The organism is Advenella alkanexedens (assembly GCF_019132845.1).
GTDB lineage: Bacteria > Pseudomonadota > Gammaproteobacteria > Burkholderiales > Burkholderiaceae_B > Advenella > Advenella alkanexedens.
Map to the genome: position 1 here is coordinate 1 of NZ_JAHSPR010000015.1, position 12,194 is coordinate 12,194.

Consider the following 12,194-nt stretch of genomic DNA (forward strand, 5'->3'; position numbering starts at 1 on the left):
GTGTGTACTCGCTGAACTACAACGCGTTTGATATTTACGTCATGGGTATCTTTGGCATCATCGGTTATATCTGGACCAAACTGAAGTGTGAAGGTGCGCCGCTGTTGCTGGGTCTGGTACTGGGCCCAATGATGGAAGAGAACTTCCGCCGGGCACTGTTGCTGTCCCGGGGCGACTTCCTGACTTTTGTCGAGCGTCCGCTGTCACTGACCCTGCTGTTAATGGCGCTTGGCCTGGTCATTCTGGTGGCCTCACCCTCCATCCGCAAGAAACGCGAAGAAACGTTTGTCGAAGAGGATTAAAGACCGCTGAGATGCTGTTAACCGGCAAATAAACATTGCCATGCATGCAAAACTCCCTTGATGTCATTCCGGGCATCAAGGGAGTTTTTTTAACTCCAGTATCAGCGGTAATATTGTTTGGTGTGTAAAATAAACATATATTGTTAACAGAACCTGATAAGATAGTAATTGATTACTATCTTTTTGGGGGCGAACATGGAAGCCAGGGGCAAGAATCTTACTGCAGCTGAGCGCAGGTCAATGACAGTTATTTCTGTTGTTGAGCTTGCCGGTGCCCTGAATCCGGCAAATATTACGACGGCAGCGATTGCACAACAGATGAATTTGACACAGGGTGCCCTGTTCAGGCATTTTTCCAATAAAGATGCTATTTGGGAAGAGGTCATGAATTGGGTTGAACAAACCCTCTACAGCCGGATCATGAAAGCGATCCAGGAGAATCCGCATTCTGCGCTCGCAGCCCTGGAAAGTGTGTTCATGCAGCATGTGGATTTTGTCCTTGCTTATCCGGGGGTACCCAGGATCCTGTTTGGTGAGTTGCAGCATGTAGAGACCACACCCGCGAAGCGGATTGCTCTGGATTTAATACAGCGCTACGGAGAGCGTATCAGGCAATTGCTTGAGGATGGCAAGGCACAAAAGGAGATTACCCCTGGACTGGACTCGAAAGCTGCGGCTATCCTGTTCATAGGTACGCTTCAAGGGCTGGTAATGCAGTCATTGCTGGCAGGTGATATCCAATTGATGAAACAGAATGCCGGATCGGTATTTTCCTTGTATTTACGCGCAATCAGGGGTTAATAATGAGTAAAATTTCCATGCGTTCAAGGAAGCTAGGCCTGTTGCTGGTTATTTTCCCCTTGCTGGGTTTGTTTGGATATGTAGTCATCCGGACTGGTCCCCTGGCGGCGGTACCCGTGACCGTAACACAGGCTAAAGTCCAACCGGTTACCCCTTCAGTATTTGGCATTGGAACGGTTAGTGCACGCTATACCTATAAAGTCGGCCCTGTCATAACGGGCAGATTGCTTGATATTGCCGTTAATGTCGGTGACACGGTCAAGGCAGGACAAATTGTCGGGCAAATGGATCCGATTGATCTTGATGAGCGGATACATTCCCAGGAAAGAGTGCTGAAACGCGTCAGTTTGCAGCATACCCAGGCTCAAGTCAAATTTGAACATGCCGGTGTCCAGCTCAAGCGTTACCGTAAATTGTTTGCTTCGCGGTCAAGCAGTGAAGAAAGCCTGAATATCATGGAGCAGGAGTATCGGATTGCCCAGGCGGGGCTTGAAGCTGCGGCAGAAGATATTATCAAGGCAAAGGCGGATCTGGCTGCCCTGATGAGCCAGAGAAAATCACTGCAACTGATTGCACCTGTTGAGGGTATTGTGACATCACGAAATGCAGACCCCGGTTCTACGGTCGTTGCGGGGCAGGCCGTGCTTGAAATGATCAATCCGGCAGAGGTTTGGATTGAGGCGCGTTTTGATCAATCCAGTTCGATTGGGCTTGAGGCTGATTTGCCAGCCAGCATTGTGTTGCGCACACGTGGACAGGCTGTATTTCCTGGCAAAATATCCCGAATAGAACCCAAGGCCGATGTGGTTACCGAAGAAATGTTGGCAAAAGTCAGTTTCATTGCTTTGCCTCAACAAGTGCCTTCGCTAGGCGAGCTTAGTGAGGTAACGGTGCATTTGCCTGAAATACCCGGTTTTGTGGTTATTCCCAATGCTTCACTGGTACGGGTGGACAACCAACAAGGTGTCTGGCGTGTTGTTGATAAAAATCTGCAGTTTGCAGCTGTGCAGCCGGGTGTAATTGACCTGGACGGTAATGTGCAGATTATTGCGGGACTGCAGGAGGATGATCAGGTTGTGGTATATAGCGAGAAAGCGTTAACGGCCAAAAGCCGTATCTTGATCACTGATCAAATTCCAGGGGTGGCCCAATGATTAACCTGGCCTCCCGGGATATCCTGCACTCATGGGGTAAATTTATTTTTACAGGTATGGGTTTGGGCCTGCTTATCGGGGTTACCTTGGTGATGGCGGGCGTATACCGGGGGCTGGTCAGCGATGGCAAATCATTGCTTGACAATAGCGGAGCCGATATCTGGGTTGTGCAACAGGATACGCTGGGTCCCTATGCGGAACCTTCAAGCCTGAATGATGATGTGTACCGTGGTATCTTGGGCATTCCAGGCGTTGAACAGGCAAGCAATATTACGTACCTGACCATGCAGGTCCGTCACCATGACAAGGATATTAGGGTGATGGTGGTAGGAATTGCACCGGGAGTGGCGGGAAAAACACCCGGCTGGCCCCGTTTTCTGGTGGCGGGGCGGCATATCACGCGCAGTCACTACGAAGCGGTTGCGGATATCGCAACAGGCTTGCAGCTGGGCGATAAGATAACTTTGCGCCGTAACCAGTATACGGTTGTTGGCTTGACCCGGCGCATGGTGTCTTCAGGCGGTGACCCGATGGTGTTTATTCCCCTGAAAGACGCGCAGGAAGCCCAGTTCCTGAAAAACAATGAAGCCATCTGGCTGGATCGTCGCAAAACGCAAGCCAATCCTGAATTCAACCGGCCTAATGTACCAGGCCTGCTGGATGCGGTTCTTGCATCAAAAACCAGTAATCTTTCGGTCAATTCGGTGCTGGTGACTTTAAAAGAGGGGGTTGATCCTGCTCAGGTCATCAACACCATAGAGCGCTGGAAATACCTGACTGCTTATGGATGGGCAGAGATGGAAGAAATCCTGGTCGGCAAAATGATTGCCACATCAGCGCGCCAGATTGCCATGTTTCTGGTGATTTTGGCGGTCGTAAGTGCTGCCATTGTCGCTTTCATTATTTATACGCTAACGATGGACAAAATAAGGGAAATTGCGGTTTTGAAGCTGATAGGCACGCGAAACTTCACCATCGCGGCCATGATTGTGCAGCAATCGGTGGTATTGGGGATTATCGGGTTTGTGGTGGGTAAAATCACTTCCAGCTTTTCCGCACCCTATTTTCCAAAATATGTACTTATCATGCCTGAAGATTCGATCATGGGTTTTGTTGCTGTCATGATTATTTGTATTTTGGCCAGTCTGGTGGCCATTCGTATGGCCTTGCGGGTTGATCCGGCTGAAGCGGTAGGGGGGTGAACAGTCATGTCCCAACGAGTGGGCGGTGTCAGGATCGAAAACCTGAAAAAGCAGTATGGGCAGGGGGCGAATGCATTTCTTGCTCTCAAAAACGTCAATATGCAAGTGGCTCCCGGAGAGGTGGTTGGGCTGATTGGTCCATCCGGTTCAGGTAAAAGCACTTTGCTTAAATGTCTGGGGGCCATTATTGACCCGACCGAGGGGGTGATGAAACTGGGTGATCAGCTTATTTATGACAATGGTTGGAAAGTGCGTGATTTGCGTGCTTTGCGGCGCGATAAAATCGGTTTTGTCTTCCAGTCACCCTATCTTATTCCCTTTCTTGATGTAGTTGATAATGTGGCCCTGCTACCCATGCTGGCGGGTGTGTCCAATGGGCAGGCAAGGCAAAAAGCCATGCATTTGCTGGAAGCGCTTGATGTGGCGCACCGGGCCCAGGCGATGCCATCCCAGTTGTCTGGGGGTGAGCAGCAACGGGTTGCCATTGCAAGGGGCCTGGTTAACCAGCCCCCCATTATTTTGGCTGATGAACCCACTGCCCCTCTGGATAGCGAGCGGGCGCTGGCGGTTATCCGTATCCTGAATGACATGGCGCGCGAGTATGAAACAGCCATTATTGTCGTGACGCATGATGAGAAAATTATTCCCACTTTCAGGCGTATTTATCATATTCGGGATGGCATTACTTATGAAGAAGCGGGGCAGGGGCGCCCGATTAATTAAAGAGTGGCTTGCCTAGCTTGTTTTTTCCTTTTGCCAGAAAATGTCCTGGCGGCCAGCTTCTTTGTTAAGAATGCGGGCAAGCATGAAAAAATAATCGGACAGGCGATTCAGGTATTGCCGGCCGATATCGTTCAGGGGTTCGCGCTGGTCCAGCGTAACCAGACCGCGTTCAGCCCGTCTGCAAATGCTGCGGCAGACATGCGCCAGGCTTGCCGGGCGTGTGCCTCCTGGCAGGATGAATTCTTTCAAGGGGGGCAGCTCAGCCAGTGAACGCTCAATTTCTGTTTCCAGAAAAGTCACATGGCTTTCGATTAGGGCTGAATAACCGGGCACACACAGTTCCGAGCCCAGATCAAATAAATGGTGTTGTATACGTTCCAGTGCTGAAGGAACACCGTTGGGTAGTGGTTCGCAGGCAAGCAGACCGATAAAGCTGTTGAGTTCATCAACCTGGCCAATTGCTTCAATGCGGGCATCATTTTTGGCAATGCGGGAGCCGTCTCCCAGGCTGGTTGTGCCGGCATCACCCGTTTTGGTGACGATTGAGGTTAAACGGTCAGCCATGTTATATCCTTTTTCAGGCAGTTTAGGGTTGGGGGAAATAAAAAGAGCCATCAAAAGATGGCTCTTTGTTATGCCGCCAGAAAATTATTTCTTCTCTTGGGGAATAATGGTGACGGGGCAAACGCCAGCATTGATGATGGCGTAGCTGACACTGCCCAGCACACCGCTGAAGACGGGATTGGTGCCTCGTGAACCCATGACGATCAATTCAATGCGGTCTTCGCCCTTGGCGCTGTTGCGAACTTCCTCAACAATACGCTCTTTGGGGTCACCAATATCCAGTTTAAGATTGTAAGGAACTTCAGACGCTTTCAGTTTGTCTTCAACGCCTTCGGTGGCTTCCTTGAAGAGCTGTTGCTGGTATTCTTCCAGGTCTGATTTGTTGAAAAATGTTTTGGCATGAACGGTTCTGAAGCTGGGTTGAACATTCAGCAGCAGAATTTTAAAACCGGATACTTTTGCCAGGGAAATTGCCCAGTCCAGCGCTTTGTTTGCGTTAGACGAACCATCGAAGGGGACTAATATTGTTTTTGCCATTCATTGCTCCAAAGTTACTGGTATATTTTTAAGTCAAATGCTATGTACGACTTACATTCTAACTTAGTTTTATACTGCGTGAAATGAAATGCCTTTAGGCTTGTAAAGTAATTGATTTCCTCTTTTTCATAATAAATTTGTGTACTATGGAACGGTGGTCGTTCTTCCAGATAAGGAGTTTTCATGAAAAAGATGCTAGTGGCAGCGGTGCTTGGACTTGCCGGTTTACTGGCGACTGGCCCTGTGTTGGCGCAGAATGAAGCCAGTGCCACCGGAGAGGTTCGTCGCATTCAGGCAGAAAGGGGAAAAATCACGATTAAACATGGCCCGATTATTGATTTGAAGTTACCGGCGATGACATTGATTTATAACATTAATCCGGGTTTGCTCAAAGATATCCAGCCGGGTGATTCGGTCAAGTTCAGGGCATTGCACCAGAACGATCAATACATCATTATTGAAATCCGTAAAGATTAGGCGCCCATATCAATATTGCCCCCGTATGGGCAGCTGGTTCACTGCGGCAGCCATACGGGGGCAATACAGGGTTTTTCCAGGGGCGGAATTATAGAACGTAATGGGCCAGATCCTGGCTTTGGGCGGTTTCTTCCAGCTTGCTGTTTACATAGTTGGCATCAATGCGAATGGTTGACTCATTACTTGCCGTGGCATCAAAGGAAAGATCCTCCAGCAGTTTTTCCATGACGGTATACAGTCTGCGTGCACCGATGTTTTCGGTGCGTTCATTCACCTCAAACGCCAGCTCAGCAAGCCGTTTGATGCCTTCATCGGTAAAGTCCAGATGAACATCTTCAGTGGCCAGCAGGGCGGTATATTGCTTGATCAGGGAGTAGTCGGTGCTGCTCAGGATTTCCACGAAGTCTTCGGCAGTCAGCGAATCCAGTTCAACCCGGATCGGGAAACGGCCTTGCAATTCGGGAATCAGGTCTGAGGGGCGTGACAGATGGAAAGCACCTGAGGCAATAAACAGGATGTGATCGGTCTTGATCATGCCGTATTTGGTGTTGACCGTGGTGCCTTCAACCAGGGGAAGCAGGTCGCGCTGCACACCCTGACGGGAAACATCGGCACTGCTTTGTGACTGGCGTGCGGCGATTTTGTCAATTTCGTCCAGGAAGACAATGCCATTCTGTTCGGCATTTTTAACCGCCGCATTGCGGATTTCTTCTTCGTTGACGCGTTTGGCCGCTTCTTCTTCCACCAGCAATTTGAACGCGTTTTTAACGGTCATTTTTTGCGTTTTTTTCTTATCGCGATTCAGACCGGCAAACATGCCTTTCAATTGCTCGGTCATGTCCTCCATGCCCGGAGGCGCCATGATTTCCATTTGGGGCAATTGCTGTGCCACTTCGATTTCAATTTCCAGGTCATCGATTTTGTTTTCCCGCAGACGTTTGCGGAAATTCTGGCGTGCGCTGTTTTCTTCGCGAATCGGGTTTCCATTGGCATCGCGGGCGGGTGCTACCAGTACGTCAAGGATGCGGTCTTCAGCAGCGTCCTCGGCCTGGGTGCGTACGCGACGCATTTCCAGTTCACGGGTTTGTTTGACTGAAATGTCAACCAGGTCACGAATGATGGTGTCGACATCACGGCCCACATAGCCGACTTCGGTGAATTTGGTGGCTTCTACCTTGATAAAGGGAGCATTGGCCAGTTTGGCCAGCCGACGGGCAATTTCGGTTTTACCGACACCAGTGGGGCCAATCATGAGAATGTTCTTGGGCGAGATTTCGTGACGTAGCGGTTCTGCCACTTGCTGGCGGCGCCAGCGGTTACGCAGGGCGACCGCAACAGATTTTTTGGCCTTTTGCTGGCCGATAATGTTTTTGTCCAGTTCAGAGACAATTTCTTTGGGCGTCATTACGCTGGTTGTCATGAGATATCCTGATTAAAGCGTTTCAATAACGTGATTCTGGTTGGTATAAATACACAGATCACCGGCGATTTCAAGCGATTTTTTAACAACTTCGGCAGGCGACAGATCTGTATTATGAAGTAGGGCCAGCGCGGCAGATTGCGCATAGGCACCGCCTGAGCCAATGGCGGCAAGGCTGTGTTCGGGTTCAAGGACATCGCCATTGCCGGTCAGCACCAGAGTATGATCTTTGTCGGCCACAATCAGCATGGCCTCAAGGCGACGCAGGGCGCGGTCGGTGCGCCAGTCTTTGGTGAGCTCGACAGCGGCACGCATTAAGTGGCCTTGATGTTTTTCAAGTTTGGCTTCGAATAGTTCCAGAAGGGTAAAGGCGTCGGCAGTGGCACCGGCAAAACCAACCAGGACCTTGTCATTGTAAAGACGACGGATTTTTCGGGCAGTGCTTTTGAAAACGATATTGCCCAGTGTGACTTGACCATCACCGCCTATGGCAACGTCGTTGCCGCGGCGAACACAAACAATGGTAGTAGCGTGAAATTGTTCCATGAAATTCTTCCTGTAGTTTCCGTAGATGGGGCTGGCAAGAAGAATTTCAAGGGTGAAAAATGAAGATTTTTAATCGCCGTAGAGTTTTTGGCGTTTTTCGCGTCTTTCCTGGGCTTCCAGTGAAAGGTTGGCGGTTGGACGGGCTAACAGGCGACGCAGGCCAATCGGCTCTCCGGTTTCTTCGCACCAACCATATTCTTTGGACTCAATGAGCATCAGGGATTGCTGTACTTTCTTGAGCAGTTTGCGTTCGCGGTCCCGGGTACGCAACTCCAGGGCGTGTTCTTCCTCGATGGTGGCACGGTCTGCCGGATCGGGCACAAACTGGGTTTCGCGAAGGTTTTCGGTAGTGGCATCCGCATTATTGAGAATGTCTGCTTCCAGTTTCTTGAGTCGGTCCTTGAAGAACGCCAGCTGCTGGTCGTTCATGTAGTCCTCTTCAGGCATGGCGAGTAACTGCTCTTCAGTTAATAACGGTTGTTCTGTGATTGTGTCGGTATTTTTAGCTGATTTGTTAGCCATCAAACACTCCGTTCAGTAGTACTGCTTATTAATCAAATCAATGAGGGCGTGTTCAGGATGTATCAATTATTGTGTAAAAAATCGAGAACCCGCCTTCATTGTGTGTAACAAACTTATTGCCTGTTTAGGCAAGGCATTGTGTCAGGCCGTTGGTAAATACGTCTTTGGGCAATTTGCGACCGATAAAAACCATCTTGTTGTAAGGTTTTTCTTTGGGGCCCCAGAGTTTTCCGGGTTCTGCACCCATGAGCATGTGCACGCCCTGGAACAGCATTCTTTGTTTGACGCCTTTCATATACAGGATGCCCTTGTAACGGTAAAGGTCGGGACCAAAAACCTGTACCACACCACTCAGGAATTCTTCCAGGCGTTGGGGATCGAAGGGCTTGCTGGAGGTAAATACAAAGGCACCGATTTCATCATCGTGATGCACATGGTGATGATTGTGCTCATGGCCGTGATGATGGTCATGGTCGCAGTGTTCATCGCACTCATGATCGTGATGATGGTCATGGTGGCAGTGTTCATCGCACTCATGGTCATGATCATGGTGGTCTTCCTTCAGGAATTCCGGATCGATATCCAGAATGCTATTCAGGTTGAAGCCGGTGACATCCAGTATTTGGTTAAGATCGGCTTCACCAAAATGCACGGGCATGATTTGTGCACGGGGATTCATGTGCACCAGGCGATGTTTCAGCGAGGCATATTCCTCATCACTGACCAGGTCTTTTTTGGAAATCAGGATGCGGTCTGCAAAACCAACCTGTTTTTGCGCTTCGGGCTGGGTATCCAGGGTTTGCATGCCATGTTTGGCATCCACCACGGTGATGACTGCATCAAGACGGAAGTATTCGGCAATACCGTCATCCATGAAAAAAGTCTGGCAGACCGGGCCGGGATTGGCCACGCCGGTCGTTTCAATAATAACGCGCTCGAAGTTGAGTTCGTTGTTGAGGCGACGGTTTTTAAGGTCGGTAAGCGTTTTGAGCAAGTCTCCACGAACCGTACAGCAGACGCAGCCATTGTTCAGTTCAATGATTTCCTCATCACTGTCCTGGACCAGCAGTTCGTTGTCGATGCTTTCGGGGCCGAATTCGTTTTCGATGACGGCGATGCGTTTGCCGTGGAATTCGGTCAGGATTCGCTTGAGTAGAGTGGTTTTTCCTGCACCAAGGAATCCGGTTAGAACGGTGACAGGAACCATTTTATTGGCTTGTGCCTGGGTAACAGTCATAATTTGCTTCTTAACTAACATCGCAGGCCGAATTTCTGCCTGGCGAAAATTTTTAATATAATCGGGCAATTACATCACAGCTTTGATTATCTGGCAAATATATATCAGTGACTTTACAAAAAATTGAATCAATTTAGATATAAACCCTAATGTCGTCAGTATTGCCAGAAGAGAAAAGCGTTTTTGTGGTGCAACATCCCATAATGGGGGCATAAATGCGTAATGCAAGCCCCGGACCGGATTTCGTATGGCTAAGACATTAATGGTTATGTTGGGGCTTGTTTTTTTCCTTGCATTGCGCGCAGGTGGCCCTGATTTCCGTTTCGTTCGAGGTGAGCGAAAAACCGGTATTGGCGATCAGTTTTTTTAGCTGGCTGCTAATTTCAGGGGCGCTGATTTCAACCACTTTGCCGCATTGCGTGCAAACGACCAGCAAATCGTGGTGATGGTTGTTGACATCGATACAGGCAGTCCAGGCATTGACGGCATCAAGGCGATGAATAAGCCCTTCCTCTTCAAGAAATTCAAGCGCGCGATAAACGGTGGGTGGTTTGGACTTTGGATGAATGGCCAACATGGCATCAAGAAGCTCATAGGCCTTGAGGCTACGCGATTCCTCGAGCATGAGCCGGAGCACCTGCTGGCGGATGGGCGTCAGTCGTTTGCCGCGGGACTCACAGAGCTGCTCGGCCTCAAGCAGTCGCTGGTCGACCGATTTATGCGAGTGAGAATGGTGATGAGTGGAATGCATGAGCGTTTTTAATACTAAAAATAATAAGTTGATCCTTTAGGTCAATGTACCATGAAGCGAAAAAAAGTGTGATCGCAAGAACAATTTTGATGACATTGCCGTTTATTTTATGTTTTAATATGTTATATCATATCATTTGTTGATTGTTTATACTTTTTCAACTCCGCGCACTGTTATGCAAACCACACTTTCCAGCAGCCATTCCGTTTCTGCCGATACCGTTCACCAGCGGATCCAGTCCCCATTGCTCAATTCCGCATTGGCAAGGGTGATTCAGGCCGGGCTTTTCCTGGCGCTGATGTGGGGCGTAACCGGTTATGCCTTGGGCTGGTTTCCGGAAATCGGCACACTGGTTTCAGGTATGGCCCTGTGAATCCGGTTATCCGCCTGAATGATGTATCGCTCGGGTGGCGGGACAAGCCAGTGCTTCAGCATGTTTCCGGGCAGTTCAACCAGGGCACGCTGACCGCCATTCTGGGCGCGAACGGGGCCGGCAAGTCCACCCTTGTCAAAGGTATCATCAATTTTCTCAAGCCCACTGCGGGTAGCATAGAATTGGCACCGGCTTTTCGCAAGGAATTGACCTTGCTGCCACAGCTGAGTGACCTGGATCGCAGTTTTCCCATCACGACTTACGAACTGGTTGCCATGGGTGCCTGGCGCCGGATCGGGCCATGGCGGCATTATGGCAAGGCAGAGCGCATCCGCATCAATCATGCCCTTGAAAAAGTGGGTTTGCAAGCCGTTGCCGACCAGTTGATTGGCAGTCTATCGGGCGGTCAGCTGCAGCGGGCCCTGTTTGCCCGTTTAATCGTGCGTGACGCACAGGTATTGCTGCTTGATGAACCTTTTGCCGCGGTGGATGAAGATACGTGTGAAGATTTGATGCGCATTATTTTGAACTGGCATGCTGAAGGACGCACCATTATTGCTGTTTTGCACGATGTGGAAAGGGTGAAACAGTGTTTTCCCGAGACGCTGCTGTTGGCCAGGCAGGTGGTGGCCTGGGGGAAAACCGCGGATATCCTTACTGAAGAAAATCTGCAGAAGGCCCGTCGCCTGTCGTTGGGAGGTTTCTGATGGGAGCACTGTATGAAATTTTCCTGTCTCCCTTCGTTGAATTCGGATTCATGAGCCGTGCCCTGTTTGGCGCCATATTTCTGGCTGTTGCGACCGGTCCGCTGGGTGTATTTCTTATTTTGCGGCGCATGAGTCTGGTGGCTGATTCCATGTCACATGCCATTTTGCCTGGGGTGGCTGCCGGTTTCCTGGTTGCCGGGGTCTCCCTGACAGCCATGTTGGTGGGGGGGATGGTAACCGGTTTGCTGGTGGCTTTGCTGGCTGGTGTGGTATCTCGGCTGACGTCCCTGAAAGAAGACGCCAGTTTTGCCGCCTTGTACCTGATTTCGCTTGGGCTGGGTGTTGTCTTGCTGTCTTTGAAGGGCTCCAATATGGATTTGCTGCATGTCCTGTTCGGTTCTGTCCTCGGGTTGGATGACAAGGCCCTGCTGTTTATTATGGTGGTCAGCAGCCTGACCATTCTTCTATTGTCTTTAATTTATCGGCCATTGATTATAGAGTGCCTTGATCCCGGTTTCCTTCGTTCGGAAGGGGGAGGCGGGTCGCTGGTGCATATGCTGTTTCTGATGTTGCTGGTTGTGAATCTGGTGGCCGGTTTTCAGGTTCTGGGTACCCTGATGGTGGTCGGGATGATGATGTTGCCCGCTGCCGCTGCCCGATTTTGTGGCCGCACGGTGGGTCGGCAGCTGGTGCTGGCCGCCGCTATTGGTGCATTGTCTGCCTATGTCGGTCTGGTCGTTTCCTATCATTATGGCGTGCCGGCATCATCGGCCATTATTCTGGTTGCCGGTCTGTTTTATATCCTGAGCTTGATGTTTGGTCGCCAGGGTGGCGTGATTCGCAGCCGTATTCGTTTTCTCAATTAATAACAGGATCAA

15 protein-coding genes and 1 pseudogene are annotated in these 12,194 nt (G+C 50.0%); 9 read left to right on the top strand and 7 right to left on the bottom strand.

The annotated features are described in order from the left end of the window. The 5 genes and pseudogenes from KU392_RS13720 to KU392_RS13740 form a co-directional block, all read left to right on the top strand. Positions 1 to 302 (top strand): annotated as a pseudogene (locus tag KU392_RS13720) (tripartite tricarboxylate transporter permease); the annotation flags it as partial. A 195-nt stretch (positions 303 to 497) separates the two neighbouring features. After that, positions 498 to 1,103 carry a TetR/AcrR family transcriptional regulator gene (locus KU392_RS13725; RefSeq protein ID WP_217735580.1) on the top strand — a complete coding sequence of 202 codons (606 nt, stop codon included), beginning with the start codon at positions 498 to 500 and terminating at the stop codon, positions 1,101 to 1,103. A gap of 2 nt (positions 1,104 to 1,105) precedes the next feature. Next, positions 1,106 to 2,257 carry an efflux RND transporter periplasmic adaptor subunit gene (locus KU392_RS13730; protein WP_217735566.1) on the top strand — a complete coding sequence of 384 codons (1,152 nt, stop codon included), beginning with the start codon at positions 1,106 to 1,108 and terminating at the stop codon, positions 2,255 to 2,257. Next, positions 2,254 to 3,459, top strand: coding sequence for an ABC transporter permease (locus KU392_RS13735; RefSeq protein ID WP_217735567.1), 1,206 nt, complete (start codon positions 2,254 to 2,256; stop codon positions 3,457 to 3,459). The genes KU392_RS13730 and KU392_RS13735 overlap by 4 nt, the downstream gene beginning before the upstream one ends. 6 nt (positions 3,460 to 3,465) lie before the next feature. Further along, complete coding sequence (locus KU392_RS13740; protein WP_169293200.1) at positions 3,466 to 4,182, top strand: ABC transporter ATP-binding protein; 717 nt, start codon at positions 3,466 to 3,468, stop codon at positions 4,180 to 4,182. 12 nt (positions 4,183 to 4,194) lie between these two features. On the opposite strand, the gene KU392_RS13745 is transcribed toward KU392_RS13740, so the two are convergent. After that, complete coding sequence (locus tag KU392_RS13745; RefSeq protein WP_217735568.1) at positions 4,195 to 4,746, bottom strand: cob(I)yrinic acid a,c-diamide adenosyltransferase; 552 nt, start codon at positions 4,744 to 4,746, stop codon at positions 4,195 to 4,197. Positions 4,747 to 4,830: 84 nt separating this feature from the next. Beyond that, positions 4,831 to 5,283 carry a universal stress protein gene (locus KU392_RS13750; RefSeq protein ID WP_217735569.1) on the bottom strand — a complete coding sequence of 151 codons (453 nt, stop codon included), beginning with the start codon at positions 5,281 to 5,283 and terminating at the stop codon, positions 4,831 to 4,833. A gap of 183 nt (positions 5,284 to 5,466) precedes the next feature. On the opposite strand from KU392_RS13750, the gene KU392_RS13755 reads away from it, so the two are divergent. After that, entirely contained in the window at positions 5,467 to 5,760 is a 294-nt protein-coding gene (locus KU392_RS13755) for a copper-binding protein (RefSeq protein ID WP_169293203.1), read from the top strand. A gap of 88 nt (positions 5,761 to 5,848) precedes the next feature. On the opposite strand, the gene hslU is transcribed toward KU392_RS13755, so the two are convergent. The 5 genes from hslU to KU392_RS13780 all read right to left on the bottom strand — a co-directional run bounded on the left by hslU (position 5,849) and on the right by KU392_RS13780 (position 10,236). After that, positions 5,849 to 7,180 carry an ATP-dependent protease ATPase subunit HslU gene (hslU, locus tag KU392_RS13760; RefSeq protein ID WP_169293204.1) on the bottom strand — a complete coding sequence of 444 codons (1,332 nt, stop codon included), beginning with the start codon at positions 7,178 to 7,180 and terminating at the stop codon, positions 5,849 to 5,851. A gap of 12 nt (positions 7,181 to 7,192) precedes the next feature. Next, positions 7,193 to 7,726, bottom strand: coding sequence for an ATP-dependent protease subunit HslV (hslV, locus tag KU392_RS13765; RefSeq protein ID WP_169293205.1), 534 nt, complete (start codon positions 7,724 to 7,726; stop codon positions 7,193 to 7,195). 69 nt (positions 7,727 to 7,795) lie between these two features. Beyond that, positions 7,796 to 8,248 (bottom strand): RNA polymerase-binding protein DksA, encoded by a 453-nt coding sequence (gene dksA, locus KU392_RS13770; RefSeq protein ID WP_169293206.1) that lies wholly within the window; start codon positions 8,246 to 8,248, stop codon positions 7,796 to 7,798. A 124-nt stretch (positions 8,249 to 8,372) separates the two neighbouring features. Beyond that, the gene (locus KU392_RS13775) at positions 8,373 to 9,485 is read right to left on the bottom strand and encodes a CobW family GTP-binding protein (RefSeq protein ID WP_217735570.1); all 1,113 of its coding nucleotides are present in this window, start codon (positions 9,483 to 9,485) and stop codon (positions 8,373 to 8,375) included. Between the two features lie 259 nt (positions 9,486 to 9,744). Then, a complete protein-coding gene (locus tag KU392_RS13780; RefSeq protein ID WP_217735571.1) occupies positions 9,745 to 10,236 on the bottom strand; it encodes a Fur family transcriptional regulator in 492 nt (163 codons plus the stop codon). 175 nt (positions 10,237 to 10,411) lie between these two features. Here KU392_RS13780 and KU392_RS13785 point away from each other — a divergent pair, with 175 nt between their 5' ends. Genes KU392_RS13785 through KU392_RS13795 form a run of 3 tightly spaced genes read left to right on the top strand, consistent with a single transcriptional unit; the run spans position 10,412 to position 12,182 of the window. Then, a complete protein-coding gene (locus KU392_RS13785; RefSeq protein WP_169293209.1) occupies positions 10,412 to 10,609 on the top strand; it encodes a hypothetical protein in 198 nt (65 codons plus the stop codon). Next, positions 10,606 to 11,316: a metal ABC transporter ATP-binding protein gene (locus tag KU392_RS13790; protein ID WP_169293210.1), complete on the top strand. Its 711-nt coding sequence runs from the start codon at positions 10,606 to 10,608 to the stop codon at positions 11,314 to 11,316. The genes KU392_RS13785 and KU392_RS13790 overlap by 4 nt, the downstream gene beginning before the upstream one ends. Further along, positions 11,316 to 12,182, top strand: coding sequence for a metal ABC transporter permease (locus tag KU392_RS13795; protein WP_169293211.1), 867 nt, complete (start codon positions 11,316 to 11,318; stop codon positions 12,180 to 12,182). The genes KU392_RS13790 and KU392_RS13795 overlap by 1 nt, the downstream gene beginning before the upstream one ends. The last annotated feature ends 12 nt before the right edge of the window (positions 12,183 to 12,194 follow it).

What these genes read in the sequence shown, in the direction of transcription:
- KU392_RS13785 (WP_169293209.1), top strand. Translation starts at nt 10,412, where the DNA reads ATGCAAACCACACTTTCCAGCAGCCATTCCGTTTCTGCCGATACCGTT.
- KU392_RS13740 (WP_169293200.1), top strand. Translation starts at nt 3,466, where the DNA reads ATGTCCCAACGAGTGGGCGGTGTCAGGATCGAAAACCTGAAAAAGCAG.
- hslV (WP_169293205.1), bottom strand. Translation starts at nt 7,726, where the DNA reads ATGGAACAATTTCACGCTACTACCATTGTTTGTGTTCGCCGCGGCAAC.
- KU392_RS13730 (WP_217735566.1), top strand. Translation starts at nt 1,106, where the DNA reads ATGAGTAAAATTTCCATGCGTTCAAGGAAGCTAGGCCTGTTGCTGGTT.
- KU392_RS13735 (WP_217735567.1), top strand. Translation starts at nt 2,254, where the DNA reads ATGATTAACCTGGCCTCCCGGGATATCCTGCACTCATGGGGTAAATTT.
- KU392_RS13750 (WP_217735569.1), bottom strand. Translation starts at nt 5,283, where the DNA reads ATGGCAAAAACAATATTAGTCCCCTTCGATGGTTCGTCTAACGCAAAC.
- KU392_RS13755 (WP_169293203.1), top strand. Translation starts at nt 5,467, where the DNA reads ATGAAAAAGATGCTAGTGGCAGCGGTGCTTGGACTTGCCGGTTTACTG.
- KU392_RS13725 (WP_217735580.1), top strand. Translation starts at nt 498, where the DNA reads ATGGAAGCCAGGGGCAAGAATCTTACTGCAGCTGAGCGCAGGTCAATG.
- KU392_RS13780 (WP_217735571.1), bottom strand. Translation starts at nt 10,236, where the DNA reads ATGCATTCCACTCATCACCATTCTCACTCGCATAAATCGGTCGACCAG.
- KU392_RS13745 (WP_217735568.1), bottom strand. Translation starts at nt 4,746, where the DNA reads ATGGCTGACCGTTTAACCTCAATCGTCACCAAAACGGGTGATGCCGGC.
- KU392_RS13775 (WP_217735570.1), bottom strand. Translation starts at nt 9,485, where the DNA reads ATGACTGTTACCCAGGCACAAGCCAATAAAATGGTTCCTGTCACCGTT.
- hslU (WP_169293204.1), bottom strand. Translation starts at nt 7,180, where the DNA reads ATGACAACCAGCGTAATGACGCCCAAAGAAATTGTCTCTGAACTGGAC.
- dksA (WP_169293206.1), bottom strand. Translation starts at nt 8,248, where the DNA reads ATGGCTAACAAATCAGCTAAAAATACCGACACAATCACAGAACAACCG.
- KU392_RS13795 (WP_169293211.1), top strand. Translation starts at nt 11,316, where the DNA reads ATGGGAGCACTGTATGAAATTTTCCTGTCTCCCTTCGTTGAATTCGGA.